Raw genomic sequence first — 23,417 nt, forward strand, 5'->3', positions numbered from 1 at the left:
GATCCGGGAAACTAGGTTCGTGCGCGAATACCTGTTCATGGCGCTCATATCGGCGGCGGTCACGTACCTGCTGGTTCCGCTGGTGCGCCGCTTTGCCATCCGCATCGGAGCCATGCCGGAGATTCGCGATCGCGACGTGCACACCACGCCGACGCCCAGACTGGGCGGCCTGGCCATGTACGGCGGGCTGGTCGTGGGGCTCCTGCTGGCCGGCCAGCTCACCCATTCGAGCGAGGCGCTGGCGGGCACCGGCGCCCAGCCCGTGCCGGCCCTGATCATCGCGGGCGGGCTCATCACGTTCACCGGCTTCCTCGACGACTGGTGGGGCATGGACGCCTTCATCAAGCTCGCCGGGCAGGTCGCGGCGGCCGGGGTGCTGGTCTTCTTCGGGATGCGGCTGACCTCCATCCCGCTGCCCGAGGCCTGGGGCGGTCCGACCAGCGTCGACTACACGCTCAGCACGGTCATCACCATCCTGGTCGTGGTGGTGACGATCAACGCGGTCAACTTCGTCGACGGGCTCGACGGGCTCGCGGCCGGGATCGTGTGCATCGCGGCCATGGCCACCTGGGTCTATTCGATCATCATCTCGCAGAAGATCTCCGGAAGTAACATCACCGCCACGGCGGCCATCGTCGCCGTCCTCATCGGCACGTGCCTGGGCTTCCTGCCGCACAACTTCCACCCCGCGAAGATCTTCATGGGCGACACCGGGGCCATGCTGATCGGCCTGGTGCTCGCCTCCTCGATCGTCACCGTGACGCCGGTCGACACCACGGCGATCTCGGACATGAACGAGTTCCCGGTGGTGGTCCCGCTGCTGATCCCCGCGGCGGTCCTGGTGCTGCCGCTCATCGACCTGATAACCGCGGTCGTACGGCGCACGTCACAGGGCCTGTCGCCCTTCGCGCCCGACCGCGGCCACCTGCACCACCGGCTGATGGACATCGGCCACTCGCACCGGCGCTCGGTGCTGATCATGTATGCGTGGACGTTCCTGTTCTCGTTCCTCGTCGTGGGCCTGTCCTGGGTCGGCGTGCCGGTCCTGATCTTCCCCGCCGTCAGCGTTTTCGCGATCGCCGTGCTGGTTCTGATGGCGATGCCGCGCTGGCGGGGCAGGGGCGGGGCGCACGCCTCGCGCACCGACGATCCCGACGATGACGGCGGTCCGCCCACCGGCCCGATGCCGCCCATCCTTCCGCAGGATCCGCAGGTCAAGCGGCAGGAGCCGCCCTCCGGCAGCCCTTCGCACGAGCGCGCGAGCGCCGAGGGCAATCCGGTCATTCCGGCCTTTCCGAGCAGTTCTTGATCGCGAACTAGAAACGGCAGGTAAAAGCGGTCTTCCGTGAGCTTGTGATATCTTTCACGAGCAGGGACTCCAGATGCACCGGCTCTGGAGGTAGCAAACGCTCGCTTGACAACTTGCTGATGGAGCACCGATGCAGGCCAACGACGTGCGCGTACTCAAGAGCGCCGCGATTCCGACCGCGCTGGTCGGGGTGGTTGCCGTGGCCGTCTCGCTCCTGACGAGTGGCGGCAAGGGAGCGCTGGGCGCGGCGATCGGCACCTTGCTCGTAGGTGTTTTCTTTACCATCAGCGTGGTAGCGGTCTCCTATGCCGCCCGGGTCTCCCCCCAGATGATGGCGATCGCAGCGATGGTCAGCTATCTCGTCAAGGTGCTCGCCATCATGGCCGTGCTGGTCTCCTTCCGCGACACCACGGCCTGGAACACCCAGACTTTCGCCTGGTCGGTCGTGGTCTGCACGCTCGTCTGGACGGGCTTCGAAGTGCGCGCGTTCATCAAGACCAAGATGCTCTACGTCGACCCCGAAGCCAGGGTCCCCGGGAAGGGCGACTCATGAAAGCAGGTAAAGGGACGGGGTCCGATATGACTAGTCCTCTACTTGCCTGCTATCGTCAAGGCCGCGATGAGCGCACAGAAACGCCGACCCGAAGAAGACGGTCGCGACTTCGCCGACGCCATGTGGTCAGTCCCCAGCTATCTGCTCGCAGGGATGGCCTTCTACGGCGGCCTCGGGTGGTTGCTGGACCGGTGGTTGGGCCTGTCCGCGCTCTTCCCCATAGGCGTCGTCCTTGGGGTTGTGCTCTCCGGCTATCTGGTCTACCGGAAGTTCGGTCGCTAGCCCGACACAGCGATCACTTCGCTGAGGAAACTCTTGTGATCCACTACCACGTTGAAGGGAACGCCGCGTGAGTGCGCTGACGCTCCTCGCTCCACCATCCGACCAGTTCGGGGCACCGACTCCTGAAGAGCTGTTCAACCTGCCCCCCATCATCCCGGGGGTGGACTGGTTCACCAAGCCGGTTCTTCTCGCGATGCTCTCCGTGATCCTCGTGGTCGGCTTCCTGTGGGCGGCTTTCGCCAACCCCAAGGTCGTGCCGAGGGGCGTCCAGAACGTCGCCGAGTACGGCTACATGTTCGTCCGCGACCAGGTCGCCCGGCCCTTCCTGGGCAAGGACGCCGACCGGTGGATGGGCCTGCTCGTGACGCTCTTCTTCACGGTCCTGCTCTGGAACATCATGGGGGTCATCCCGGTGCTCCAGTTCCCGGTGGCCTCGCACATCGCCTTCCCGGCCGTGCTCGCCGGCTCGATCTACGTGCTCAAGGTCTACCTGGGCATCAAGCACCAGGGAGCGGTCGGCTACTTCAAGAACATGATGTTCCCCCCGGGGCTGCCGAAGTTCATCTACGTCTTGCTTGCCCCGATCGAGTTCCTGTCGAACCTGATCATCGCGCCCTTCACGCACGCGGTCCGACTCTTCGCCAACATGTTCGCCGGCCACATGCTGCTGGCCTTCTTCAGCATGGTCGGCTTCTGGTTCCTCTTCGAGAAGCTGACGCCGGTCGGCGCCGGGGTGGGCGTGGTCGGCGTGGTCATGACCATCATCCTGACCGGCTTCGAGCTGTTCATCCAGTTCCTGCAAGCGTTCCTGTTCGCGATGCTGGCCGCCATGTACATCGGCGGCTCGCTGCACCCAGAGCACTGAGAACCCATATACCGGAATATCCATGACCGGTGAGACTCCGCTTCACCGGCCGTCCAGTAAAGGAATAACAGTAATGAGCGTTCTCGCTGAGGTCTCCGGCAACGTCACCGCCATCGGTTACGGTCTCGCCGCCATCGGCCCCGGCATCGGCGTCGGCATCATCTTCGGTCAGGGCGTGCAGGCCATCGCCCGCCAGCCGGAGGCGTACGGCCTGATCCGCCAGAACATGCTCCTCGGCTTCGTTCTCACCGAGGCCCTCGCCCTGATCGGTCTGGTCGCGCCGTTCATCTTCTCGGCGCTCTGATTAAGCCCTTCTGACGAAAGGCTGCACTCATGACGTACATGGCAGCTACGCTCCTCGCCGAGGAGGGGGGCGCCAACCCCCTCATCCCGCATACCTACGAGCTCGTCGTCGGCATCTTCTCGTTCTTCGTCATTCTCTTCGTCGTCGGCAAGATCCTCATGCCGCGCATCCAGAAGACGCTGGCTGAGCGGACCGACGCGATCGAGGGTGGCATCAAGCGGGCCGAAGAGGCCCAGGCCGAGGCGCAGGCCCTGCAGCAGCAGTACCGGGACCAACTGGCCGAGGCCAGGCACGAGGCGGCCCGGCTGCGCGAGGAGGCTCGCGAGCAGGCCGCGCAGATCAAGGCCGAGCTCCGCGAGGAGGCGCAGGCCGAGGCCCGCCGTCTCGTCGAGGCGGCCCACGCGCAGATCGAGGCGGACCGCCAGGCCGCCTTCTCGCAGCTCCGTGCCGAGATCGGTCGCCTGTCGACCGATCTGGCCGGCCGCATCGTCGGCGAGTCCCTTGAGGACGAGGTCCGGCAGAGCCGCATCGTCGACCGGTTCCTCGACGAGCTCGAGTCCTCGCCGCAGGCGGTGCGCTAATGAGAGGTTTGAGCAGGACGTCGCTGGCCGAGGTCGAGGAGCGGTTCAACGCGGTCGCAGGCAGTGCCGACCTCGGTGCGCTCTCCGACGAGCTGTTCGCGGTCGCGGATCTGCTCGACCGGGAGCACGGCCTGCGCCGCGCCCTGTCCGACCCGGCCAGGCCCGCCGAGCAGAAGGCGGGCACCGTGCGCGCGCTGCTCCAGGGCAAGGTCAACGAGGCGGCCCTGGCCACCACCGAGGCCGCGGTCGCGGCCAGGTGGTCACGGGCCGGTGACCTGGCCGACGTGCTCGAGCGGCTCGGCGTCATCGCCGCGGCCGCCGAGGCGGAGAGCCAGTCCAGGCTCGACGACGTGGAGGACGAGCTCTTCCGCTTCGGCCGCGTCGTCGCCGCCAACCCCGATCTGCGCCGTGCGCTCGCCGACCAGGCGGCGCCCGCGTCAGGCAAGGAGCAGCTGCTGCGCGACCTGCTGGGCGGCAAGGTGGCACCGACCACCCTGCGCCTGATCACGCAGGTCGCGGTGCATCCGCGTGGGCGTAGCCTGGAAGCAGGGCTGGAGGAGGCCGGTCACCTCGTGGCCGCGCAGCGCCAGCGCCTCGTGGCGGTGGTGCGCAGCGCGGTCGAGCTGACCGAGGGGCAGAAGCAGCGCCTGGCGGCGTGGCTCAGCACCTCCTACGGCCGTGACGTGCACCTGAACGTCGAGGTGGACAAGCGAGTGCTCGGTGGGTTCTCGGTCCGCATCGGCGACGAGATCATCGACACCACCATTGTGGGACGAATCGAAGAAGTCCGCCGCCGGTTGGCCGGCTAGGCGAATAGGGAGACAGAGTAGAGATGGCGGAGCTTACGATCCGGCCGGACGAGATCCGGGACGCGCTTGAGCGCTTCGTCCAGGCGTACGAACCGGAAGGCGCCGCGCGCGAGGAGATCGGGACCGTCGTCGACGCCGGCGACGGCATCGCCCATGTCTCCGGCCTTCCCTCGGCGATGGCTAACGAGCTGCTCGAGTTCGAGAACGGCACGCGCGGCCTGGCACTTAACCTCGACACCCGCGAGATCGGTGCCGTGATCCTGGGCGACTTCAGCGGCATCGAGGAGGGCCAGACGGTCCGCAGGACGGGCGAGGTCCTGTCCGTGCCCGTCGGCGACAACTTCCTCGGCCGCGTGGTCGACCCCCTGGGCAACCCGCTCGACGGCAAGGGCGCCATCGAGGCCGAGGCCATTCGTGCCCTCGAGCTGCAGGCCCCCACCGTTGTCCAGCGGCAGCCCGTGAAGGAGTCGCTGGCCACCGGCATCAAGGCGATCGACGCCATGACCGCGATCGGCCGGGGTCAGCGCCAGCTGATCATCGGTGACCGCGGCACCGGCAAGACCGCGATCGCCGTCGACACGATCCTCAACCAGCGCGAGAACTGGGCCTCCGGCGACCCCGCCAAGCAGGTCCGCTGCGTCTACGTCGCGGTCGGCCAGAAGGGCTCGACCATCGCGCAGGTGCGTGCTCGCCTGGAGGAGGCCGGCGCGATGGAGTACACCACCATCGTCGCCGCCCCGGCCTCCGACCCCGCTGGTTACAAGTACATCGCGCCGTACGCCGGTTCGGCGATCGGTCAGCACTGGATGTACCAGGGCAAGCACGTCCTGATCGTCTTCGACGACCTGACCAAGCAGGCGGACGCCTACCGCGCCGTCTCGCTGCTGCTGCGCCGCCCGCCGGGCCGTGAGGCCTTCCCCGGCGACGTGTTCTACCTCCACTCCCGTCTGCTGGAGCGCTGCGCCAAGCTCTCCGACGACATGGGCGGTGGCTCGATGACCGGCCTGCCGGTCATCGAGACCAAGGGCAACGACGTCTCGGCGTTCATCCCGACCAACGTCATCTCCATCACCGACGGCCAGGTCTTCCTCGAGACCGACCTGTTCAACGCCGGTGTGCGGCCCGCCATCAACGTCGGCGTCTCGGTCTCCCGAGTCGGTGGCTCCGCGCAGGCCAAGGCGATGCGGAAGGTCGCGGGCACGCTGCGTCTGTCGCTGTCGCAGTACCGTGACCTGGAGGCCTTCGCGGCCTTCGCCTCCGACCTGGACGCCGCCTCCAAGGCTCAGCTGGAGCGTGGCCAGCGGCTGGTCGAGCTGCTCAAGCAGCCCCAGTACAGCCCGTTCTCGCTGGAGCGCGAGGTGGCCTCGATCTGGGCGGGCACCACGGGCGAGCTGGATGACGTGCCGATCGAGGACGTCCGCCGGTTCGAGCAGGAGTTCCTGGACTACATCCAGTCCTCGCACAAGGGGATCTTCGACACCATCCGCGAGACCAGGGAGCTGACGGACGACACGGTGACCGCTCTGAAGGACGCCATCACGGACTTCAAGAAGGGCTTCACCACGTCGTCGGGTGAGCTGCTGGTCAAGGACGAGCCGGTTGCTCCGCTCGAGGCCGGAGAGGTCGGCCAGGAGAAGATCAAGAAGGTCGTCCGTCCGGCGGAGAAGAAGTAGGACATGGGTGCCCAGCTAAGGCTGCTGCGGCGGCGGATCAGCTCGGTCAAGTCGACCGCGAAGATCACGCGCGCCCAGGAGCTCATCGCCTCTTCACGGATCGTGAAGGCGCAGCAGCGGATGCAGGCGGCGCTGCCGTACGAGCGCGAGATCACTCGCGCCGTCACCGGCGTCGTCAGCAACGCGGCCAGCGTCGACCATCCGCTGACCGTGGCGAAGGAGAACCCCACCAAGGCGGGCGTCCTCATCGTCACCAGCGACAGCGGGTTCTGCGGCGGCTTCAACGCCAACGTGCTGCGCGAGGCCGAGGCCCTGCGCGGGCTGCTGGAGAGCCGCGGCCTGACCGTGGTCCCGTTCGTCACCGGGCGCAAGGGTGTCACCTGGCACTCCTTCCGCGGTCGCGACATGGGTGGCCAGTGGGTCTCCTTCTCCAGGAATCCGGCCTACGCCGACGCCAAGGAGATCGCGCAGACGCTGATCGACTCGTTCAAGGACGAGAACGGGATCGACGAGATCCACATCGTCTCGACCGAGTTCGTCTCGATGCTGACCCAGAACGTCGTGGTCAAGCGCATTCTGCCGCTGGAGGTCGAGGAGACCGAGGCGACGGAGTCGACCGCGATCCCGCCGTACTTCGAGTTCGAGCCGACCGCTGCCGACGTGCTGGAGTCGCTCCTGCCGCGTTACGTGGAGTCGCGCATCTTCACGGCGCTGCTGCAGTCCGCGGCCTCCGAGGAGGCCGCGCGGCGGCGCGCGATGAAGTCCGCGACCGACAACGCCAACGAGCTCATGCGGGTGCTCACCCAGGAGATGAACCAGGCTCGCCAGGCGGAGATCACCCAGGAAATCAGCGAGATCGTCGGTGGCGCCAACGCGCTCGCTGACGCCGCAGCGGGGAAAGAGTGAAATGACTGCAGAGGCTGTTGAAAACGTAGAGGCCGCGGCGGCCGGCACGGGCCGCGTGGCCCGTGTCACCGGCGCCGTCGTCGACGTGGAGTTCCCCGTCGAGGCGATGCCCGACATCTATAACGCTCTCAAGGTCGAGGTGACCCTCGGCGGCGAGACCAAGACCCTGACCCTGGAGGTCGCCCAGCACCTGGGTGACAACCTGGTCCGGACCATCTCGATGCAGCCCACCGACGGCCTGGTCCGCGGCCAGGCGGTCCAGGACACCGGCGCCCCGATCTCGGTGCCGGTCGGCGACGTCGTCAAGGGCCACGTGTGGAACGCGCTGGGCGAGACGCTCGACGTGCCCACCTCGTCGCTCCAGATCAACGAGCGGTGGGGCATCCACCGGCCGTCGCCGCCGTTCGACCAGCTCGAGTCGCGCACCGAGCTGCTCGTCACGGGCATCAAGGTCATCGACCTGCTCACCCCGTACGTGCAGGGTGGGAAGATCGGTCTGTTCGGCGGCGCGGGTGTGGGCAAGACCGTCCTCATCCAGGAGATGATCCGCCGCGTCGCCCGCAACTTCGGTGGCACCTCGTGCTTCGCCGGTGTGGGCGAGCGCACCCGTGAGGGCAACGACCTCTGGCTGGAGATGGAGGAGGCGGACGTCCTCAAGGACACCGCGCTCGTCTTCGGCCAGATGGACGAGCCGCCGGGCACCCGTCTGCGGGTCGCCCTGTCGGCGCTGACCATGGCGGAGTACTTCCGCGATGTGCAGAAGCAGGACGTGCTGCTCTTCATCGACAACATCTTCCGCTTCACGCAGGCCGGTTCCGAGGTCTCCACGCTGCTCGGCCGTATGCCGTCCGCCGTGGGTTACCAGCCCACGCTGGCCGACGAGATGGGTGTGCTCCAGGAGCGCATCACCTCGACGCGCGGTCACTCGATCACCTCCATGCAGGCGATCTACGTGCCCGCTGACGACATCACCGACCCGGCGCCGCACAACGCGTTCGCGCACCTCGACGCGCAGACCGTGCTCTCGCGGCCGATCTCGGAGAAGGGCATCTACCCGGCGGTGGACCCGCTCGACTCCTCCTCCCGGATTCTCGACCCGCAGATTGTGGGCGAGGAGCACTACCGGGTGGCCCAGGAGACCAAGCGGATCCTGCAGAAGTACCGCGAGCTCCAGGACATCATCGCGATCCTCGGTATCGACGAGCTGTCCGAGGAGGACAAGGTCACCGTCCAGCGGGCCCGCCGCATCGAGCGATTCCTGTCGCACCCGATGTACGCCGCCGAGGCGTTCACCGGCCAGCCGGGCGAGACCGTCCCGCTGGACGAGACCATCGCCTCCTTCAAGGGCCTGTGCGCGGGTGAGTACGACCACCTGCCCGAGCAGGCGTTCTTCATGGTCGGTGGCATCGAGCAGGCCGTGGCCAAGGCCAAGGAACTCGAGCGCCGCTAAATCGCCCCAGGTGGTGGTGCGGTGTTCACTGCCGCACCACCACGGATCGGAAAGGAACCTACAAAAGTGGCGAAGCTGCGAGTAGGGGTTGTCTCACCCGAGCGTGAGATCTGGTCGGGCGAGGCCGACATGGTGATTGCCAAGACCGTGGACGGCGAGATCGGTATTATGCCGCAACACGCACCTGTGCTCGGCGTTCTCGTCGAGGGCGGAGTGCTGCGCGTGAAGCGGGAGGGCGAGGGCGACCTCGTGGCGGCCGTACACGGTGGCTTCATCTCCGTGGCCGACGACGAGGTGTCCGTGCTCGCCGAGGTGGCCGAGCTCGGTTCCGAGGTCGACGTCGCGGCTGCCCGTGACGCTCTCGACCGGGCCCAGGCCTCGGTCGAGGCCAACCAGGAAGACGCCGATGCGGCTCTCGAGGTCAAACGTGCCAGGGCCCGGCTTCGCGCGGCAGGCGAAGAGGTTTAATACCAGTGAGAAATCTGCTGGGCGGACTGCCACTGCGGCCTTGATCAGGCAGAGCAGCGGGGCGGCAGTCCGACAGGCGGATTTCTTGTTGGTACAGCGAAACTTTGGGGGGCGGCATGGTAGCGACGGTTCTGATTCTCGTAGCTTTTGCCGCCCTCATCGTGCTGCGTGGCCTCACGCTGGCCCGCTCGCGCGGCAGCGTACCCTGTCGGCTCCGCGTGGGCGACCGCGGCTGGCAGAGCGGGGTAGCCCGCTACGCCGACGGAGAGCTCCACTGGATTCCGCTCTTGGGTGTCCGACTGAGGCCGCGCCACGCGATCGCGAGGCGCGGCCTCGTCGTTTCCGCCCGCCGTGAGATCGACGGCGGGCTTTTCGCTGTCGACTGCGGGGGCACGACCCGGGGGATCTCCCTCGCGATGAGCGCTGACGCCTTGACCGGCTTCCTGGCGTGGCTGGAGTCCGCGCCGCCCAGCGCTTACCTGGACGTCGCCTGACCCTCCCCGCTGTCGCGGCCCTGCGGGAGCGTGCTCAGCGGGTGCCGCCCGGCTTCCAGAGGATCTCGTTGCCCGCGTGGGCGACCCGGCAGGCGATGAAGAGCAGGTCCGACAGGCGGTTGAGGTATTTCGCGGTCAGCGCGTTCATGTCGTCATGAGCCTGCAGCGCCGCCCACGTGGTGCGCTCGGCCCTGCGGACCGTCACCCTGGCCACGTGGAGCGCGGCCGTGGCGGGCTCGCCGCCGGGCAGCACGAAGCTGCGCAAGGGCTTGAGCTCGGCGTTGAGGCGGTCGCACTGCTCCTCCAGCCGGTCGATGTACGACTGCTCCACCCGCAGCGGCGGGAACTCCGGGTTCTCCACGACCGGCGTGGCCAGGTCGGCCCCGACGTCGAACAGCTCGTTCTGGATCCGGACGAGGACCTCCACGAGCTCCGCCGGCAGGGTGCCGAACGAGAGCGCGAGCCCCAGGTGGGCGTTGGCCTCCTCCACGTCGGCATAGGCGGCCAGCCGGGGATCGGTCTTGGACGCCCTGCTCATGTCGCTCAGCGCGGTGGTGCCGTCGTCGCCCGCGCGGGTGTAGATGCGGGAGAGGACGACGGGCTTGTCCTTGTCGGCGCGCGTCATGGCATCAGCGTAATGACAAATGTCATCAGAAAAGCACGCGGGATCCATACCGGGGCCGTGATTTCCACGACTGGCAGGGCGAACACCGCCGACGGCACCATTGACGCATGACAGAGGAGATGACCTGATGCTCGAGATCAGCGAGCTGCGCAAGCGCTTCGGAGGCGGCCCCGGCGCCTCCGAAGGCAAGGTCGCCCTGGACGGAATCAGCTTCACGGTGCGGCCCGGCGAGATGTTCGGGTTCGTGGGCGCGAACGGCGCCGGCAAGACGACGACGATGCGCATCGTCATGGGTGTGCTCCAGGCCGACTCCGGCTCGGTGAGCTGGCAGGGCAGGCCGCTCGGCTACGACGACCGGCGGCGCTTCGGCTACATGCCCGAGGAACGAGGGCTTTACCAGAAGATGCGGGTCGCCGAGCAGATCGAGTATTTCGGCCGCCTGCACGGACTCGGCCCCGCCGCCGCCAAGAAGGCCACGGGCGAGCTGCTGGAACGCCTCGGGCTGACCGAGCGCAGGGGCGAGGCCGTGCAGGCGCTCTCGCTGGGCAACCAGCAGCGGGTGCAGCTGGCCGTGGCGCTGGTGCACGATCCGGAGGTGCTGGTGCTGGACGAGCCGTTCTCCGGCCTCGACCCGATCGCGGTGGACGCGCTGGCCACGGCTCTGCAGGAGCGGTGCAGGAGCGGCGTACCGGTGATCTTCTCCAGCCACCAGCTGGAGCTGGTCGAGCGGCTGTGCGACTCGGTGGGCATCGTGTCGGCGGGCCGGATGGTGGCCACGGGCACGGTGGCCGACCTGCGGGCGGCCGAGGGCAACACGCTGCGCGTCGTCGTACGCGACCCGGCCCCCGGCTGGGCGGACGGCCTGCCCGGCACGGTCACCGTGAACGGCGACAGGCACGTCCTCTGCACCGGCGCCGACGGCGACGACCAGGAGATCCTGCGGCGCGCCGTGAAGGCGGGTCACGTCGAGCACTTCGGGGTCGAACGCCCGACCCTCACCGAGATCTTCAAGGAGGCCGTGGCGTGAACGGGCTGATGCTGGTCGCGCGGCGGGAGATCAGCACCCGGCTGCGGAGCAAGTCGTTCGCGATCGGCCTGCTCATCACCGCCCTGCTGGTGGCGGCGCTGTCCTTCGCGCCCGTGGTGATGGGCGGGACGGACTCGTACACGCTGGGCACCGTCAACTCCCAGCAGCTGCCGCTGCGGGCCGCCGCGCCGGAGATGACGTTCGAGTGGCGCAGCTTCCCCGACGAGGCCGCCGCCAAGCGGGCCGTGCTCGACGGGGACGTGGACGCGGCGCTGGTCGACGGGACGAAGGTGCTGACGGACGGCGAGATCGACAGCCGGCTCGGCGTGCTGCTGCAGAGCGTCAACCGCGAGGTGCGGCTCGGCGCCGCCGGTGTGTCGATCCCGCCGCTGAAGATGGAGTCGGTGGGTGCCGACACGCGCTATGAGGCGGCCCGCACCGGGATCGCCGTGGTGCTCGTCCTGGTGCTCTTCATGCTGCTCATGGGGCAGGTCACGATGGTGGCCATGGGCGTGGTGGAGGAGAAGAGCAGCAGGATCGTGGAGATCCTGTTCGCCACGCTCCGGCCGTGGCAGCTGCTCGCCGGCAAGATCATCGGGCTGGGCGTCGTCGGCCTGGTCAACCTGGTCACCATCCTGGTCGTCGGCCTCGGCGCGGCCACGGTCTCCGGGCTCGCCTCCGACTTCCCGCCCGGGATGCCGGGGCTGGTGGCGGGGGTGCTGGTGTGGTTCGTCCTCGGGTACGCGTTCTTCGCCACGCTGGCGGCCGCGTTCGCCTCGTTGGTCTCGCGCCAGGAGGAGGTGAGCACCGTGATGACGCCGCTGACCATGACCATCATGCTCACGTACTTCGTGGCCTTCTACGCCACCAACGACCCGACCGGCACGCTGGCCACGGTCGTGTCGTACGTGCCGCCGTTCTCCTCCATGGTCATGCCGGTGCGGATGGCCGCGACCGAGGTGCCCCTGTGGCAGGCGGGGGTGTCGATGGCGGCCATGGTGCTGGCCGTGCTCGCGGTGCTCGGCTTCGGCGCCAAGGTCTACCAGCGGGCCGTGCTGCGCTCCGGCGCCCGGCTCAAGCTCGGCGACGTGCTGCGCGCGCGGTAGATGGACGAGATCGCGCGGGCACGCCGCCTCACCTGGAAGGTGTTGGTCTCCAACTTCGTCGTGATGTGGTTGCTCGTCGCCCTGGCGAGCGCGATCTCGATCGTCGAGGGAGGGTTCCAGTGGTGGCGGGCCGTGCCCGCGCTGATCGCCGCGATCTGCTTCACGTGGTGCTGCGCACGCTTACTTGACGAGATGCTCGACCATCGCCGCTACCCCACCAGGCAGGTGGTGGTGGCGGCGATTCTCGCGCTGGTGACGGCGGTCGCGGGCGGGGCCGACCCGTTCAGCTGGGGTTTCGCGCTCATGTGCTGGTTGGGCGTCGCCACGCTGGAGGTTCCCAAGCGCACGTCCTGGCTGCTGGCGGCGGGGGCGTGGGCGGTCGGCGTCGCGCTCAGCGGCCTGTCCCTGGCCACGGGGACGGCTGTCATGGGCTTCGGCATGCCCGTGGACGCGGGTCTCGTCCTGTGCGCGCTGGTCTACGTGATGTGGTGCCTGATAGTGCCGCTGTCCAACAGGTTGTGGGTCTGGATCTGGACGCTCGCCGTACAGGCTCATGAGGGGCGGGAGGCGCACACGCGGCTGGCGCTGGCCGAGGAGCGGCTGCGCTTCGCCAGAGATCTGCACGACCTCGTGGGGCACCAGCTCTCCGCGATCGCGGTCAAGACGGAGCTGGCCGTACGGCTGTCGGATGTGGACGCGGGGGCGGCCAAGGCCGAGATGGCCGAGGTGAACGCCCTCACCAGGAAGGCGCTCAGGGAGCTGCGGCAGGCCGTGCGCGGCTACCGCGAGCTTGACTTGGCCGCCGAGCTGAATAGCGTGAAGGGAGTGCTCGAAGCGGCGGGCGTCCGCTGCCGGCTCCGGATGCCCTACGGCGAGCTGCCTGACGGCGTGGCGCCGGTGTTCGCCTACGCGGTCCGCGAGGCGGTGACCAACGTGCTCAAGCACAGCACCGCCACGTTCTGCGACATCATGATCCGCTTCACTGCGCAGGAGGCGGAGCTGGACGTACGCAACGACGGCGTGGCGCGGAGGCATCCCACGGACCTGGGCAGCGGGCTGACGGGTATGCGGGAGCGGCTGGCGGCCGTGGGCGGCGAGGTGAGCGCGTACCCGACGGAGGACGGAGAGTTCCTGCTGAAAGCAGTCGTGTCACTTCCGCTGAATGGGTAGGGGAGACCTACAGAGTTCGGCTCGATGAGCGCTCTGCTGATCAATTGGGGAGGTGGCATGCGAGTCCGTGGCAATCCGAGTGCCCAGGTGGTGCGGATCGGTGCCAGGCTCGACGCCGGCACCTCTGCGGGGGTGCGGGAGCGTCTGCACGACGCTCTCGACTCCGGCGAGGGTGACCTGATCCTGGATCTCTCCAAGCTGGAGATGATCGACGCGACCGGTCTCGGAGTGCTGGTGGGCTCGCATCGGCGCGCGCTGAGCGTGCAACGCCGCCTTGTTCTTCGGGGGGTGCCACCGAGGATCATGCGGATACTCGCGGTGACCCGGCTGAATCGGGTTCTGCACGTGGAGGTTCCCGCTGCCGCGGTGGCCTGATGTGACATATCGGAGCGGGCGACGATCAGCCGTTGCCCGCTCTTTCTTTGTAGCCAAAATGTAGATTTCGGGCCGACCAATGGAAATGGCCGTCGAATAGTCAGGGCTTGCCGAGGCTCCTGGTGAAGATGTGCACGGCGACGTCGGTGAGTTCGTCGATCGACGGTTGGTCGTTCGCGTGCAGCCATTCGATGAGCAGCTCTTGCAGCGCTCCAACTACGCCGAGCGCCACCAGTCGCCGATTCATCCCGGTGGTCTCCACGAAATCGGCCGACGCCTCCTCGACGAGGCGCGCGAACGCGTCCACCGCGCGCTGACGCGACTGTGTCAGGACATCTCCCGACCGGCGCACCTCGACGTGCATGATGCGGGCCCGCCGCCAGTCGGCCGTGGTGAACTCGACATAGGCCTGAATCCCGGCCTTGACCCTGTCGTCAAGCGTCTTCGGGGCCTCCTGGACGGCTTGGGTCACGACGGCCAGGCTTTCTTCCACGCAGCGCTCGTGTAACGCCTGGAGGAGCTCCTCGCGTCCACCGAAACATTCGTAGAAGGCGCGGTTGGAGATCCTCGCCTCCGAGCACAGCCTTTCGATGGTCGTCGCGGTGAACCCTGGCTTCGCGTATAGCGTGTACGCGGCCGTCATGAGCCGCTCGCGTCTGTCTGCCAGTCTTTGCTCAGCTGACATTCCCCGGTAAGACCGGTTCACATTCCACCCGTCCAACATGATCGTGGCCCCCAGAGCACACAATTATGGACGGATGATCCGTTTTGGGAAAGGGTAAGAAGATTATCTTTTACGTCGGCCGTGCAAGAGCGTGACAAGTCTGATCAGCCGCTCAAGTTCCGCGGGTCCCCGGGTGAACGAGGTCAGGTTCATCCCGGGCATCGCGAAGCGCTGACGGGAGATGGCTTTGGGCCTGGTGAACTCGCGCAGGCCGTCGGCCCCGTGTATCCGCCCGAACCCCGAGTCGCCCACTCCGCCGAACGGCAGCGCCGGAACGCCGGCGAACGAGATGACCGAGTTGATGGCGGTCATCCCGGTACGCATCATGCGGGCGAGTTCCGTGGCCCTGCGCGTGTCGCGGGAGAAGACGGTGCCGCCCAGGCCGTACGCGGAGGCGTTGGCCAGGTCCAGGGCCTCCTGGGCGTCGCGGGTGCGGCGTACGGTGATGGTCGGGCCGAACGTCTCCTCGCGCACCGCGGCGGAGTCCTCGGGCACGTCCTCGACGATCACGGGGTCGACGTACGGGGCGCGTACGGAACCGGGGCCGCCAGTGACGACTTTTCCGGATTTGGCGGCGTCGTCGATGTGCCGCTTGATGATGTCCACCTGCCCCGGCATCGTGATCGGACCGTAGTCCTCGCCGGCCTTCACCTTTGTCACCCGGTCGGACAGCTCGCGCATGAAACTTTCATAGACGTCTTCGACCACGTAGACGCGCTCGACGCCCGCGCAGGTCTGGCCCGCGTTCGACATCGCGCCCCACAGGCAGGCGTCGGCGGCCTTCTCGAGGTCGGCGTCGGCGTCCACGATGAATGCGTCCTTGCCGCCGCACTCGGCCACGATGGGCGTGAGGTTCTCGGCGCAGGCGGCCATCACGCGCTTGGCGGTGGCCGTCGAGCCGGTGAACGCCACCTTCTTGACCCTCGGATCGCCGGCCAGCGCCGCCCCGGTCTCGCCCAGCCCTGTCACGGTCTGGAACACCGGCTGCTCGGGCACCGCCTCGGCGAACAACTCGGCCAGCCGCACGCCGATGCCCGGGGTGAACTCGCTGGGCTTGAAGACGACGGCGTTGCCGGCCGCCAGCGCGTAGGCGATGGAGCCCATGGGGGTGAAGACGGGGTAGTTCCACGGACCGATCACCCCGACGACGCCGAGGGGGAGGTATTCGAGCGTGGCGGCCAGGTTGAGGCCGATCATGCCGGTGCTGACGCGGCGGCGGCGCAGGACCTTGTACGCGTTGCGCGCGGCCCAGTCGAGGTGGGTGACGGCCAGCACGATCTCCAGGGTGGCGTCGCCGACCGGCTTGCCGGTCTCCTCGTGGATCAGCCGGGTGAGGTCCTTGAGGTTCTGGGTGATGATCGCCTTGTAGTCCAGCAACCGCTTCTTGCGCTCGTCCGGCCCGATGGCCTCCCACCACCTGGCCGCCTCCTCCGCCCGGCCGACGACCTCGTGGACGGCGTCGGGGGTGTGCTTGGGATGACTGCCGACGATCTCGCCTGTCGCCGGGTTGAGTGAGTCGAACGTCAGCGTGGCCATGAGGCCCACGATAATCCGGTAAGCCATCGCTTACTAGGTCGCCACCCCCTCGCTGAGCCCGGCCCGGCCTGCTCGTGGTGCGTGACGGTCGTGAGGGAGCTTGTCGTGCGGCGCTGGGCGGCCGGTCGCCGTGCGTGTTGCGCCGGGCAGCGCCGTTCCGCGTCTCGCCGACCCGGCGCCTGGAGGGTTGGGCTCGTGGCCGGCACGCGGGTGGCCGACGTGCGTGTGGCCGTCGCCGTGCGGCGCGCCGGTCCGTCGCACGGCGCCGCGTACGCGAGCGTGGCGTGGCGCATGCAGCGCGATGTGGCGCGATGTGGTGCGGCGCGATGTGGTGCGGCGCGATGTGGTGCGGCGCGATGTGGCGCGGTGCTGTGTGGTGCGGTGAGCGCTGGAAGGGCGCACCCCCGGCGTACCTGCTGCCCGTGGTGCGCTGATGCGTTCCGGTCGCGCCCCTGGGGCCGGACCCGGGGGCGCGGTCGTGGTGGGTCAGAAGAGGGTCGGGTTTTCGGGTTCGATGCCGCGCAGGGCGTCGTAGTCGAGGGTGACGCAGTCGATGCCGCGGTCCGTGGCGAGGACGCGTGCCTGAGGCTTGATCTCCTGGGCGGCGAAGACGCCGCGTACGGGAGCCAGCAGCGGGTCCCGATTGAGCAGCTCGAGGTAGCGGGTGAGCTGCTCGACCCCGTCGATCTCCCCTCGCCGCTTGATCTCCACCGCCACCGTCGCCCCCAGCGCGTCGCGGCAGAGGATGTCCACCGGTCCGATCGCCGTCATGTACTCGCGCCGGATCAGCGAATAGCCGTCCCCCAGCGTCGTGATGTGCTCGGCGAGCAGCTCCTGCAGGTGGGCCTCCACCCCGTCCTTGATCAGCCCGGGGTCGACGCCCAGCTCGTGGCTGGAGTCGTGGAGGATCTCGGCCATCGTCAGGACCAGCTTCTCGCCGGTCTTGCCGTGGGTGACCGTCCAGGTCTCGCCGTCCTCCTTGAGCTTGCACGGCGGATTCATCCAGTTGAGCGGCTTGAAGGCGCGGTCGTCGGCGTGAATGCTCACGCTCCCGTCCGCCTTGATCAGCACAAGCCTGGGCGCCATCGGCAGGTGCGCCGTGAGCCGTCCGATGTAATCCACGCTGCATCGCGCGATGACCAGCCGCATGACGCCCCACCTTAGCGGCTCTGGAAAACTGGACGCATGGCGTTCGAACGGGTGGGAGTGGTCGGGCTCGGCACGATGGGGGCCGGGATCGCGGAGGTGTTCGCGCGGGCAGGGCTGCGCGTGATCGGGGTCGAGGCCGACGCCGAGGCGCTGGCCAGGGGTCGCGGGCATCTCGAGCGCTCCACCGGGAAGGCCGTCGACAAGGGGAAGCTGGCGCCGGGGCAGCGGGACGAGATCCTCGGCCGCATCACGCTGACCACCTCCCGCGAGGACCTGCGGGACGTCGACCTGGTGGTCGAGGCGATTCCCGAGATCCTCGACTACAAGATCTCGCTGTTCAAGGACCTTGACCGGATCTGCGAGCCAGGGACCGTGCTGGCGACCAACACCTCCTCGCTCTCCGTCACCGCCATCGCCGCCGCCACCGGCCGCCCCGGCCGGGTGGTCGGCATGCACTTCTTCAACCCCGCGCCGGTGATGAAGCTGGTCGAGGTGGTGGGGACGGTGGTGACCGAGCCCGGCGTGGTGGCGGATGTCACGGCGCTGGCGGGCAGGCTGGGCAAGACGGCCGTGGCGGTGGGCGACAGGGCCGGGTTCGTGGTCAACCGGCTGCTCCTGCCCTATCTGAACCACGCCGCCGCGCTGATGGAGCTGGGCGTGGCCGGGCGCGACGACATCGACGCCGCGATGCGGCTGGGCGTGGGCCTGCCCATGGGGCCGTTCGCGCTGCTCGACCTGATCGGGCTCGACACCGCGTACGAGGTGATGGGGGTGCTGTTCGACGAGACGCGCGACCGGCGGCACGCGCCCTCGCCGCTGCTGCGCGAGCTGGTCACCGCGGGGCTGCTAGGCCGCAAGTCGGGCCGCGGATTCTACGGCGCATCCGGCGGCGCGCCGCACACGAAGCAGGCGAAGTCGAGGCTCGGCACGTTCAAGGTCGTCGGGTACGAGGACGAGGGCGACGGGCTCGCGGAGCGGCTGCGCGCGGCCGGGTTCAAGTCGTCCGAGGAGCCCGACGTCGTGCTGCGCCTCGCCGACCGCCCCGTGATCGAGCACGCCGTACGCCTCCCCGACCCCGCCCGGATGGTCGGCGTGCACCTCGTCGGCGACCAGGTGGCCGAGCTCGCCTCGACGGCGCTCACCTCGGAGCACGCCGCGACCGCCGCCAGGGACCTGATGAAGATCGTCGGCCTGACGCCGGTGCCGTGCAAGGACCGGGCGGGGTTCGTGGTGGACGCCCTGCTCTTCCCCTACCTGAACGACGCCGTCCGGATGTACGACTCGGGGTACGCCTCGATCGAGGACATCGACGCGGCCATGCGTCTGGGCTGCGGCTATCCCGCCGGGCCCTTCGAGATGCTGGAGTCGTTCGGCCTGGCCAGGGTCAGAGACGGGCTGAGAGCCCTCTACACCGAATACCGCGAGCCCGCCTTCGCGCCCGCGCCCCTGCTCGACCAGCTCGTCACCGCGGACGTGAGCGAGTTCCCGCGCCGATGAGCCCGCGCCGCGCCCGCCGTAGGGAGTCCTCCCGCCCCTTCGGCTTCCCCACCGGGCTGGACAAAGTGGAGGAATGGCCCGACGGCGAGTGGAAAGTACGCATGCTCACCGGCGCGTCCTCGACCAAGAACTACCGGTGTCCGGGCTGCGACCAGGAGATCCGCAGCGGCCAGCCGCACCTCGTCGCCTGGCCCAACTGGCCCGGGGGCGACGAGGAGCGCCGCCACTGGCACCCCGCCTGCTGGCGTAAACGACTCGACCGCGGCCCCGGCCGCAGCCGCTACTGAAAGGCATCCATGGAGGAGATTCGCGCGGCGACCGTGCTGCCTGCCCGGCGCGAGCCGATCGAACTGCACACGGGCGACGGCCTGACCCTGGTGGGCGAGCTCGCCCTGCCACTCGACCGTCCTCCTGTGGCGACGCTGGTGACCCTGCACCCGCTGCCCACGCACGGCGGGTTCATGGACAGCCACGTCTACAAGAAGGCCGCCAACCGGCTGCCCGCCCTCGCCGACCTGGCCGTGCTGCGCTTCAACACCCGGGGCACCTCGTCCGAGCGCGGCGCCTCGGAGGGCACGTTCGACGGGGGCGAGGGGGAGCGGTTCGACGTCTCGGCGGCGCTCGAGTACGCCGAGTACCACGACCTGCCGCGCGTGTGGGTGGTCGGCTGGTCGTTCGGCACCGAGCTGACGCTGAAATGGGCGCACGACCCGCTGGTCGAAGGGGCCATCCTGCTCTCGCCGCCGCTGCACAGGGCCACCGATGACGACCTGGACGCCTGGGCGCGGTTCGGGCGGCCGCTGGTGGCGCTGGTGCCCGAGTTCGACGACTACCTCCGCCCCGACGAGGCCCGCGAGCGGTTCGCGAGGGTGCCGCAGGCCGAGGTCATCGGGGTCGACGGCGCCAAGCATCTGTGGGTGGGCGAGCCGTACGTCCGCATTGCCCTGAACGAGATCGTCAAGCGGGTCAACCCGGCCGCTTGGCCGCTGCCCACGGAGGTCTGAGGCGCGCTCTGGCGGAAATTTCCGAGTGGCTACTGATGCTGAAGGAAATTTTGAGCAGAATGAGCAAAACCCTAGACCTGTCCCATGCCCAAGGTGACAATCCGATCGTCAACCGAAGATCGTGGAGACGCCGGGCGGGTGTTCCGTTCCGCGCGTAACCCCTGCTCACCTTGGGCGAGGACGTATGCGGGCAGTGCGTGGGTTGGTTGCGGCGGCGTTGGCTATCACGGTCTTGGCGATACCGGATACGGCGCCTGCCGCCGTCCAGCCGCCCGAGGAATCGGCGCCGGCCACCGTCCAGCCGCCCGAGGAGGCGGCACTCGCGCTCGCGCGCGCCGACGGCAAGCCGGTCGAGGTCGCGTCGCTGCGCAACGAGACCCGACAGGTCTGGGCCAAGCCCGACGGAACGTTCACCCTGGAGCAGTACGTCCGCCCGGTACGCGTGCGCAAGGCCGACGGCTGGGTTCCCGTGGACACCACCCTCCGCCTGCGCCCCGACGGCGCGGTGGAACCGGTCGCCACGGCGGCCGGGCTGACCTTCTCCGGCGGCGGCACCGGCCCGCTGGCCCGCCTGTCGCGCGGTGCCAAGACCCTGGAGCTCGGCTGGCAGGGCACGCTCCCCAAGCCCGCCCTGAACGGCGACACCGCCACATACCCCGAGGTCATGCCGGGCGTGGACCTCCAGGTGACCGCCGACGTGGACGGCTTCTCGCACGTCCTGGTGGTCAAGTCGCGGGAGGCCGCGGCGAAGCTGGCCGAGCTGAGCTACCCGCTCGCCACCCGGGGCCTGTCGGTGAAGGCGGACAAGGCGGGCAACGTGGAGGCCGTCGACGAGAGCGGAGGGACGATCTTCATCGCGCCCACGCCCAAGATGTGGGATTCCGAGGGCATCGCCGGTCCGAAGGCGCTCAGGGAAGGCCGTTCCCCGGAGGCCCGCGAGGCCACGATGGGCGTGGAGCTCGCGGCCGGGCGACTGCGGCTCAGGCCGGACCGGAAGATGCTGGCCGCCCCGGAGACGAAGTTCCCCGTTTATCTGGACCCGTACTTCTCGGCCTCCCGCGGCTCGTGGACGGCGGTCTGGAAGAACTGGCCCAACTCCAACTACCTCAACTCCAGCGACGTCGCCCGCGTCGGCAAGATCAGCTCCACCCAGACGAACCGGTCGTTCTTCCAGATGGCCACGGGCTCGACCATCCACGGCAAGCAGATCATCAAGGCGACGCTGCGCACGTACGAGACGTGGTCGTACTCGTGCAGCGCCCGCAAGGTGGAGGCCTGGGGGACCGGCCCGATCAGCAAGAGCACCACCTGGAACAACCCGCCGGCGAAGACCAGGTTGCTCTCCACGGTGAACGTGGCCAAGGGCTATGGCACGGGGTCCTGCGCGCCCGGCGGTGTGGAGTTCGACGTCACGTCGTGGGCCGCCGACGCCGCCGCCAAGAAGTGGAGCTCCATGACCATCGGTCTCTACGCCACGAGCGAGACCGACGTGTATGCCTGGAAGAAGTTCAAGAACAACCCGGTCGCCGTCATCGAGTACAACTCGATCCCGAACGACCCGGTGGCCGCGGACACGTGGTCCGACCCGGGCGGCGCCTGCGTCTCCGGCGAGGAGCGGCCGGTCATCAGCACGGCCACGCCGAAGCTCTGGGCCAAGCTGAAGGACGCCGACAACTCGGTCAAGGGCCGCTTCGAGTGGTACAACGCCGCCGGGACGAAGACCGGCGAGTACGTCACCTCGACGGGCTCGTCCGGCTCCGCCTACTACGCGACGATCCCGACCAGCCTGTACGCCGACGGCGCGCTCATCCGCTGGCACGTGCGCGCTGAGGACGGCAAGGCCAACAGCGCCTGGAGCCCCTGGTGCGAGGCGACCGTGGACGCCACGGCCCCCGGCAGGGAACCGGTCGTGACCTCGCCCCAGTTCCCCGAGGAGACCTGGAGCGACGGCGTCGGTCTGGCGGGCACGTTCACGTTCGACCCCAACGGCGTCACCGACGTGGCCGCGTACGTCTACGGGCTCGACACCACGCCCAAGACGGAGGTCGCCCCCGGCGCGGACGGCACGGCCACGATCGCGCTCACCCCGCGCCACGACGGCCCCAACGTCCTGTCGGTCCGCAGCAAGGACCGCGCGGGCCAGCTCGGCCCGATCCGCACGTACGTCTTCAACGTCAACGCGGGCAAGGGCCCGAGCGGTCACTGGGCGCTGGACGAGGGCCAGGGCACCGTGGCCGCCGACGCCACGAAGGCCCACCCCGCGACCCTCTACGGGGCCACGTGGACGACCGGCAGGACCGGCACGGGGCTGCGCCTGGCCAACACCTACGCGCAGGCTTCCGGCCCGGTGGCGGACACCAGCCGCAACTTCACGGTCACCGCCTGGGCCCGCCTGACGAGCAACGCCGCCACCGCCACCGTCGTCACCCAGGAAGGCACGCGGACAGGCGGCTTCGCGCTCCAGTACTCCAAGGCCGACGACCGCTGGGCGCTGACCCGTGCGGGCACGGACGCCGACGGCGCCGCGACCGTCAAGGCCCTCTCCGCGGCCGCCCCGAGGCTCAACGAGTGGACTCACCTGACCGGCGTGTACGACTCCGCGGCGGGCCAGATCTCGCTCTACGTCAACGGCAGGCTGGAGTCCACGGTCGCCTTCACCCAGCCGTGGAACGCCACCGGGCCGCTCACCATCGGCAGGGGCAAGGTCAACGGCGCCGCGGCGGAGTACTGGCCGGGTGACGTGGACGAGGTCCGCGTCTACGGCCGGGCCATGTTCGCCGACGAGGTCGCCGACCTGGTCAACAGCGCTGCCACGCTGGTCGGCCACTGGAAGCTGGACGAGGAGTCAGGCACGTCGGCCGCTGACTCGTCGGGCCGATCCACGGCCGCGACGCTGGCCGGGGGCGCGTCGTGGACCGACGGCTGGCTGGACGGCGCGCTCGCGCTCGACGGCGTCAACGGCTACGCCCAGACCACCGGCGCAGCCGTCAACACCAAGTCGAGCTTCACCGTCGCCGCCTGGACGCAGCTCGACTACCTGCCGACCGCCGACACCGCGGCCGTGGCCCAGCCGGGCAGCAGGGCGGCCGGGTTCCAGCTCGGCTTCGACAAGGAGCAGCAGCGGTGGGCCCTCGGCATGCGGGCCGCCGACACCGACACTGCCGCCCTCGTACGCACCCGCTCCGACGCCATCCCCAACCCGCTGGAGTGGACCCACGTGGCCGGCGTCTACGACGCGCTCGCCGGTGAGCTGCGCATCTACATCAACGGCCAGCTCTCCACCACCACCGTGACCGACCACGTCAGCGCGTGGAACGCCACCGGCCCGCTGCAGCTGGGCCGGACCAAGACCGCGGGCGCCTTCACCGGCTACTGGCCGGGAGCCGTGGACGACGTCCGCACGTATGACGGCGCGCTCAGCGCCGAGCAGATCGCCCAACTGGCCGCACAGTAACTCCCGATTCCGCACCCTTAGCCACCCAGTAAGCCCTGACAGCACCCCTCGACTGG

General features: G+C 68.9%; 24 protein-coding genes. 20 read left to right on the top strand and 4 right to left on the bottom strand.

Features of this window, described 5'->3' with window-relative positions:
* The first annotated feature begins 19 nt into the window (after positions 1-19).
* The 12 genes from AB0H84_RS32830 to AB0H84_RS32885 all read left to right on the top strand — a co-directional run bounded on the left by AB0H84_RS32830 (position 20) and on the right by AB0H84_RS32885 (position 9,694).
* Positions 20-1,309: an MraY family glycosyltransferase gene (locus AB0H84_RS32830; RefSeq protein ID WP_357612858.1), complete on the top strand. Its 1,290-nt coding sequence runs from the start codon at positions 20-22 to the stop codon at positions 1,307-1,309.
* A 130-nt stretch (positions 1,310-1,439) separates the two neighbouring features.
* Complete coding sequence (locus AB0H84_RS32835) at positions 1,440-1,862, top strand: hypothetical protein (protein WP_357612861.1); 423 nt, start codon at positions 1,440-1,442, stop codon at positions 1,860-1,862.
* A gap of 66 nt (positions 1,863-1,928) precedes the next feature.
* Entirely contained in the window at positions 1,929-2,144 is a 216-nt protein-coding gene (locus tag AB0H84_RS32840) for an AtpZ/AtpI family protein (protein WP_357612864.1), read from the top strand.
* 67 nt (positions 2,145-2,211) lie between these two features.
* Positions 2,212-3,009 (top strand): F0F1 ATP synthase subunit A, encoded by a 798-nt coding sequence (gene atpB, locus AB0H84_RS32845; RefSeq protein ID WP_357612867.1) that lies wholly within the window; start codon positions 2,212-2,214, stop codon positions 3,007-3,009.
* A gap of 73 nt (positions 3,010-3,082) precedes the next feature.
* On the top strand, positions 3,083-3,313 hold the full coding sequence (gene atpE / locus AB0H84_RS32850; protein ID WP_357612870.1) for an ATP synthase F0 subunit C: 231 nt from the start codon (positions 3,083-3,085) through the stop codon (positions 3,311-3,313).
* 38 nt (positions 3,314-3,351) lie between these two features.
* A complete protein-coding gene (locus AB0H84_RS32855) occupies positions 3,352-3,894 on the top strand; it encodes a F0F1 ATP synthase subunit B (protein ID WP_357612918.1) in 543 nt (180 codons plus the stop codon).
* Entirely contained in the window at positions 3,894-4,703 is an 810-nt protein-coding gene (locus tag AB0H84_RS32860) for a F0F1 ATP synthase subunit delta (RefSeq protein WP_357612872.1), read from the top strand. Before AB0H84_RS32855 ends, AB0H84_RS32860 begins: the two co-directional genes overlap by 1 nt.
* Before the next feature lie 23 nt (positions 4,704-4,726).
* A complete protein-coding gene (gene atpA / locus AB0H84_RS32865) occupies positions 4,727-6,376 on the top strand; it encodes a F0F1 ATP synthase subunit alpha (protein ID WP_357612875.1) in 1,650 nt (549 codons plus the stop codon).
* Between the two features lie 3 nt (positions 6,377-6,379).
* Positions 6,380-7,282 carry a F0F1 ATP synthase subunit gamma gene (locus tag AB0H84_RS32870; RefSeq protein ID WP_357612878.1) on the top strand — a complete coding sequence of 301 codons (903 nt, stop codon included), beginning with the start codon at positions 6,380-6,382 and terminating at the stop codon, positions 7,280-7,282.
* Between the two features lies 1 nt (position 7,283).
* Complete coding sequence (atpD, locus tag AB0H84_RS32875) at positions 7,284-8,732, top strand: F0F1 ATP synthase subunit beta (RefSeq protein ID WP_357612881.1); 1,449 nt, start codon at positions 7,284-7,286, stop codon at positions 8,730-8,732.
* Between the two features lie 66 nt (positions 8,733-8,798).
* Positions 8,799-9,200, top strand: coding sequence for a F0F1 ATP synthase subunit epsilon (locus AB0H84_RS32880; RefSeq protein WP_344987083.1), 402 nt, complete (start codon positions 8,799-8,801; stop codon positions 9,198-9,200).
* Positions 9,201-9,316: 116 nt separating this feature from the next.
* Positions 9,317-9,694 carry a DUF2550 domain-containing protein gene (locus AB0H84_RS32885; RefSeq protein WP_357612884.1) on the top strand — a complete coding sequence of 126 codons (378 nt, stop codon included), beginning with the start codon at positions 9,317-9,319 and terminating at the stop codon, positions 9,692-9,694.
* Between the two features lie 34 nt (positions 9,695-9,728).
* Here AB0H84_RS32885 and AB0H84_RS32890 read toward each other — a convergent pair whose 3' ends face one another.
* A complete protein-coding gene (locus tag AB0H84_RS32890; RefSeq protein ID WP_357612887.1) occupies positions 9,729-10,319 on the bottom strand; it encodes a cob(I)yrinic acid a,c-diamide adenosyltransferase in 591 nt (196 codons plus the stop codon).
* 127 nt (positions 10,320-10,446) lie between these two features.
* Between AB0H84_RS32890 and AB0H84_RS32895 the strand changes: the two genes are divergently transcribed.
* From AB0H84_RS32895 to AB0H84_RS32910, 4 genes are read left to right on the top strand one after another with little or no spacing between them, the layout of a single operon-like run.
* Positions 10,447-11,346 carry an ATP-binding cassette domain-containing protein gene (locus tag AB0H84_RS32895; RefSeq protein ID WP_357612890.1) on the top strand — a complete coding sequence of 300 codons (900 nt, stop codon included), beginning with the start codon at positions 10,447-10,449 and terminating at the stop codon, positions 11,344-11,346.
* Complete coding sequence (locus AB0H84_RS32900) at positions 11,343-12,452, top strand: ABC transporter permease (protein ID WP_357612893.1); 1,110 nt, start codon at positions 11,343-11,345, stop codon at positions 12,450-12,452. Before AB0H84_RS32895 ends, AB0H84_RS32900 begins: the two co-directional genes overlap by 4 nt.
* Positions 12,453-13,622, top strand: a complete 1,170-nt coding sequence (locus AB0H84_RS32905) for a histidine kinase (protein WP_357612895.1) — start codon at positions 12,453-12,455, stop codon at positions 13,620-13,622.
* A 57-nt stretch (positions 13,623-13,679) separates the two neighbouring features.
* Positions 13,680-13,997, top strand: coding sequence for an STAS domain-containing protein (locus AB0H84_RS32910; protein WP_357612921.1), 318 nt, complete (start codon positions 13,680-13,682; stop codon positions 13,995-13,997).
* Between the two features lie 100 nt (positions 13,998-14,097).
* On the opposite strand, the gene AB0H84_RS32915 is transcribed toward AB0H84_RS32910, so the two are convergent.
* From AB0H84_RS32915 to nucS, 3 genes are all read right to left on the bottom strand, one after another.
* Entirely contained in the window at positions 14,098-14,640 is a 543-nt protein-coding gene (locus AB0H84_RS32915) for a TetR/AcrR family transcriptional regulator (RefSeq protein WP_357612898.1), read from the bottom strand.
* A gap of 144 nt (positions 14,641-14,784) precedes the next feature.
* A complete protein-coding gene (locus AB0H84_RS32920) occupies positions 14,785-16,257 on the bottom strand; it encodes an aldehyde dehydrogenase family protein (RefSeq protein ID WP_357612901.1) in 1,473 nt (490 codons plus the stop codon).
* Between the two features lie 486 nt (positions 16,258-16,743).
* On the bottom strand, positions 16,744-17,406 hold the full coding sequence (nucS, locus tag AB0H84_RS32925; RefSeq protein ID WP_357612904.1) for an endonuclease NucS: 663 nt from the start codon (positions 17,404-17,406) through the stop codon (positions 16,744-16,746).
* A gap of 36 nt (positions 17,407-17,442) precedes the next feature.
* Between nucS and AB0H84_RS32930 the strand changes: the two genes are divergently transcribed.
* The 4 genes from AB0H84_RS32930 (at position 17,443) to AB0H84_RS32945 (ending at position 23,361) form a co-directional block, all read left to right on the top strand.
* Positions 17,443-18,903, top strand: coding sequence for a 3-hydroxybutyryl-CoA dehydrogenase (locus tag AB0H84_RS32930; protein ID WP_357612907.1), 1,461 nt, complete (start codon positions 17,443-17,445; stop codon positions 18,901-18,903).
* Positions 18,900-19,190: an ATP/GTP-binding protein gene (locus tag AB0H84_RS32935; RefSeq protein WP_344987072.1), complete on the top strand. Its 291-nt coding sequence runs from the start codon at positions 18,900-18,902 to the stop codon at positions 19,188-19,190. The genes AB0H84_RS32930 and AB0H84_RS32935 overlap by 4 nt, the downstream gene beginning before the upstream one ends.
* A 9-nt stretch (positions 19,191-19,199) precedes the next feature.
* Positions 19,200-19,907 carry an alpha/beta fold hydrolase gene (locus AB0H84_RS32940; RefSeq protein ID WP_357612909.1) on the top strand — a complete coding sequence of 236 codons (708 nt, stop codon included), beginning with the start codon at positions 19,200-19,202 and terminating at the stop codon, positions 19,905-19,907.
* Between the two features lie 232 nt (positions 19,908-20,139).
* Positions 20,140-23,361, top strand: a complete 3,222-nt coding sequence (locus tag AB0H84_RS32945) for a LamG-like jellyroll fold domain-containing protein (RefSeq protein WP_357612912.1) — start codon at positions 20,140-20,142, stop codon at positions 23,359-23,361.
* Positions 23,362-23,417 lie beyond the last annotated feature (56 nt).

The sequence above is a fragment of the Nonomuraea sp. NPDC050786 genome (genome assembly GCF_040654115.1).
Taxonomy (GTDB): Bacteria; Actinomycetota; Actinomycetes; order Streptosporangiales; family Streptosporangiaceae; genus Nonomuraea.

What these genes read in the sequence shown, in the direction of transcription:
- AB0H84_RS32835 (WP_357612861.1), top strand. Translation starts at nt 1,440, where the DNA reads ATGCAGGCCAACGACGTGCGCGTACTCAAGAGCGCCGCGATTCCGACC.
- AB0H84_RS32840 (WP_357612864.1), top strand. Translation starts at nt 1,929, where the DNA reads ATGAGCGCACAGAAACGCCGACCCGAAGAAGACGGTCGCGACTTCGCC.
- atpE (WP_357612870.1), top strand. Translation starts at nt 3,083, where the DNA reads ATGAGCGTTCTCGCTGAGGTCTCCGGCAACGTCACCGCCATCGGTTAC.
- AB0H84_RS32855 (WP_357612918.1), top strand. Translation starts at nt 3,352, where the DNA reads ATGGCAGCTACGCTCCTCGCCGAGGAGGGGGGCGCCAACCCCCTCATC.
- AB0H84_RS32860 (WP_357612872.1), top strand. Translation starts at nt 3,894, where the DNA reads ATGAGAGGTTTGAGCAGGACGTCGCTGGCCGAGGTCGAGGAGCGGTTC.
- atpA (WP_357612875.1), top strand. Translation starts at nt 4,727, where the DNA reads ATGGCGGAGCTTACGATCCGGCCGGACGAGATCCGGGACGCGCTTGAG.
- AB0H84_RS32870 (WP_357612878.1), top strand. Translation starts at nt 6,380, where the DNA reads ATGGGTGCCCAGCTAAGGCTGCTGCGGCGGCGGATCAGCTCGGTCAAG.
- atpD (WP_357612881.1), top strand. Translation starts at nt 7,284, where the DNA reads ATGACTGCAGAGGCTGTTGAAAACGTAGAGGCCGCGGCGGCCGGCACG.
- AB0H84_RS32885 (WP_357612884.1), top strand. Translation starts at nt 9,317, where the DNA reads ATGGTAGCGACGGTTCTGATTCTCGTAGCTTTTGCCGCCCTCATCGTG.
- AB0H84_RS32890 (WP_357612887.1), bottom strand. Translation starts at nt 10,319, where the DNA reads ATGACGCGCGCCGACAAGGACAAGCCCGTCGTCCTCTCCCGCATCTAC.
- AB0H84_RS32895 (WP_357612890.1), top strand. Translation starts at nt 10,447, where the DNA reads ATGCTCGAGATCAGCGAGCTGCGCAAGCGCTTCGGAGGCGGCCCCGGC.
- AB0H84_RS32905 (WP_357612895.1), top strand. Translation starts at nt 12,453, where the DNA reads ATGGACGAGATCGCGCGGGCACGCCGCCTCACCTGGAAGGTGTTGGTC.
- AB0H84_RS32910 (WP_357612921.1), top strand. Translation starts at nt 13,680, where the DNA reads ATGCGAGTCCGTGGCAATCCGAGTGCCCAGGTGGTGCGGATCGGTGCC.
- AB0H84_RS32915 (WP_357612898.1), bottom strand. Translation starts at nt 14,640, where the DNA reads ATGACGGCCGCGTACACGCTATACGCGAAGCCAGGGTTCACCGCGACG.
- AB0H84_RS32920 (WP_357612901.1), bottom strand. Translation starts at nt 16,257, where the DNA reads ATGGCCACGCTGACGTTCGACTCACTCAACCCGGCGACAGGCGAGATC.
- nucS (WP_357612904.1), bottom strand. Translation starts at nt 17,406, where the DNA reads ATGCGGCTGGTCATCGCGCGATGCAGCGTGGATTACATCGGACGGCTC.
- AB0H84_RS32930 (WP_357612907.1), top strand. Translation starts at nt 17,443, where the DNA reads ATGGCGTTCGAACGGGTGGGAGTGGTCGGGCTCGGCACGATGGGGGCC.
- AB0H84_RS32935 (WP_344987072.1), top strand. Translation starts at nt 18,900, where the DNA reads ATGAGCCCGCGCCGCGCCCGCCGTAGGGAGTCCTCCCGCCCCTTCGGC.
- AB0H84_RS32940 (WP_357612909.1), top strand. Translation starts at nt 19,200, where the DNA reads ATGGAGGAGATTCGCGCGGCGACCGTGCTGCCTGCCCGGCGCGAGCCG.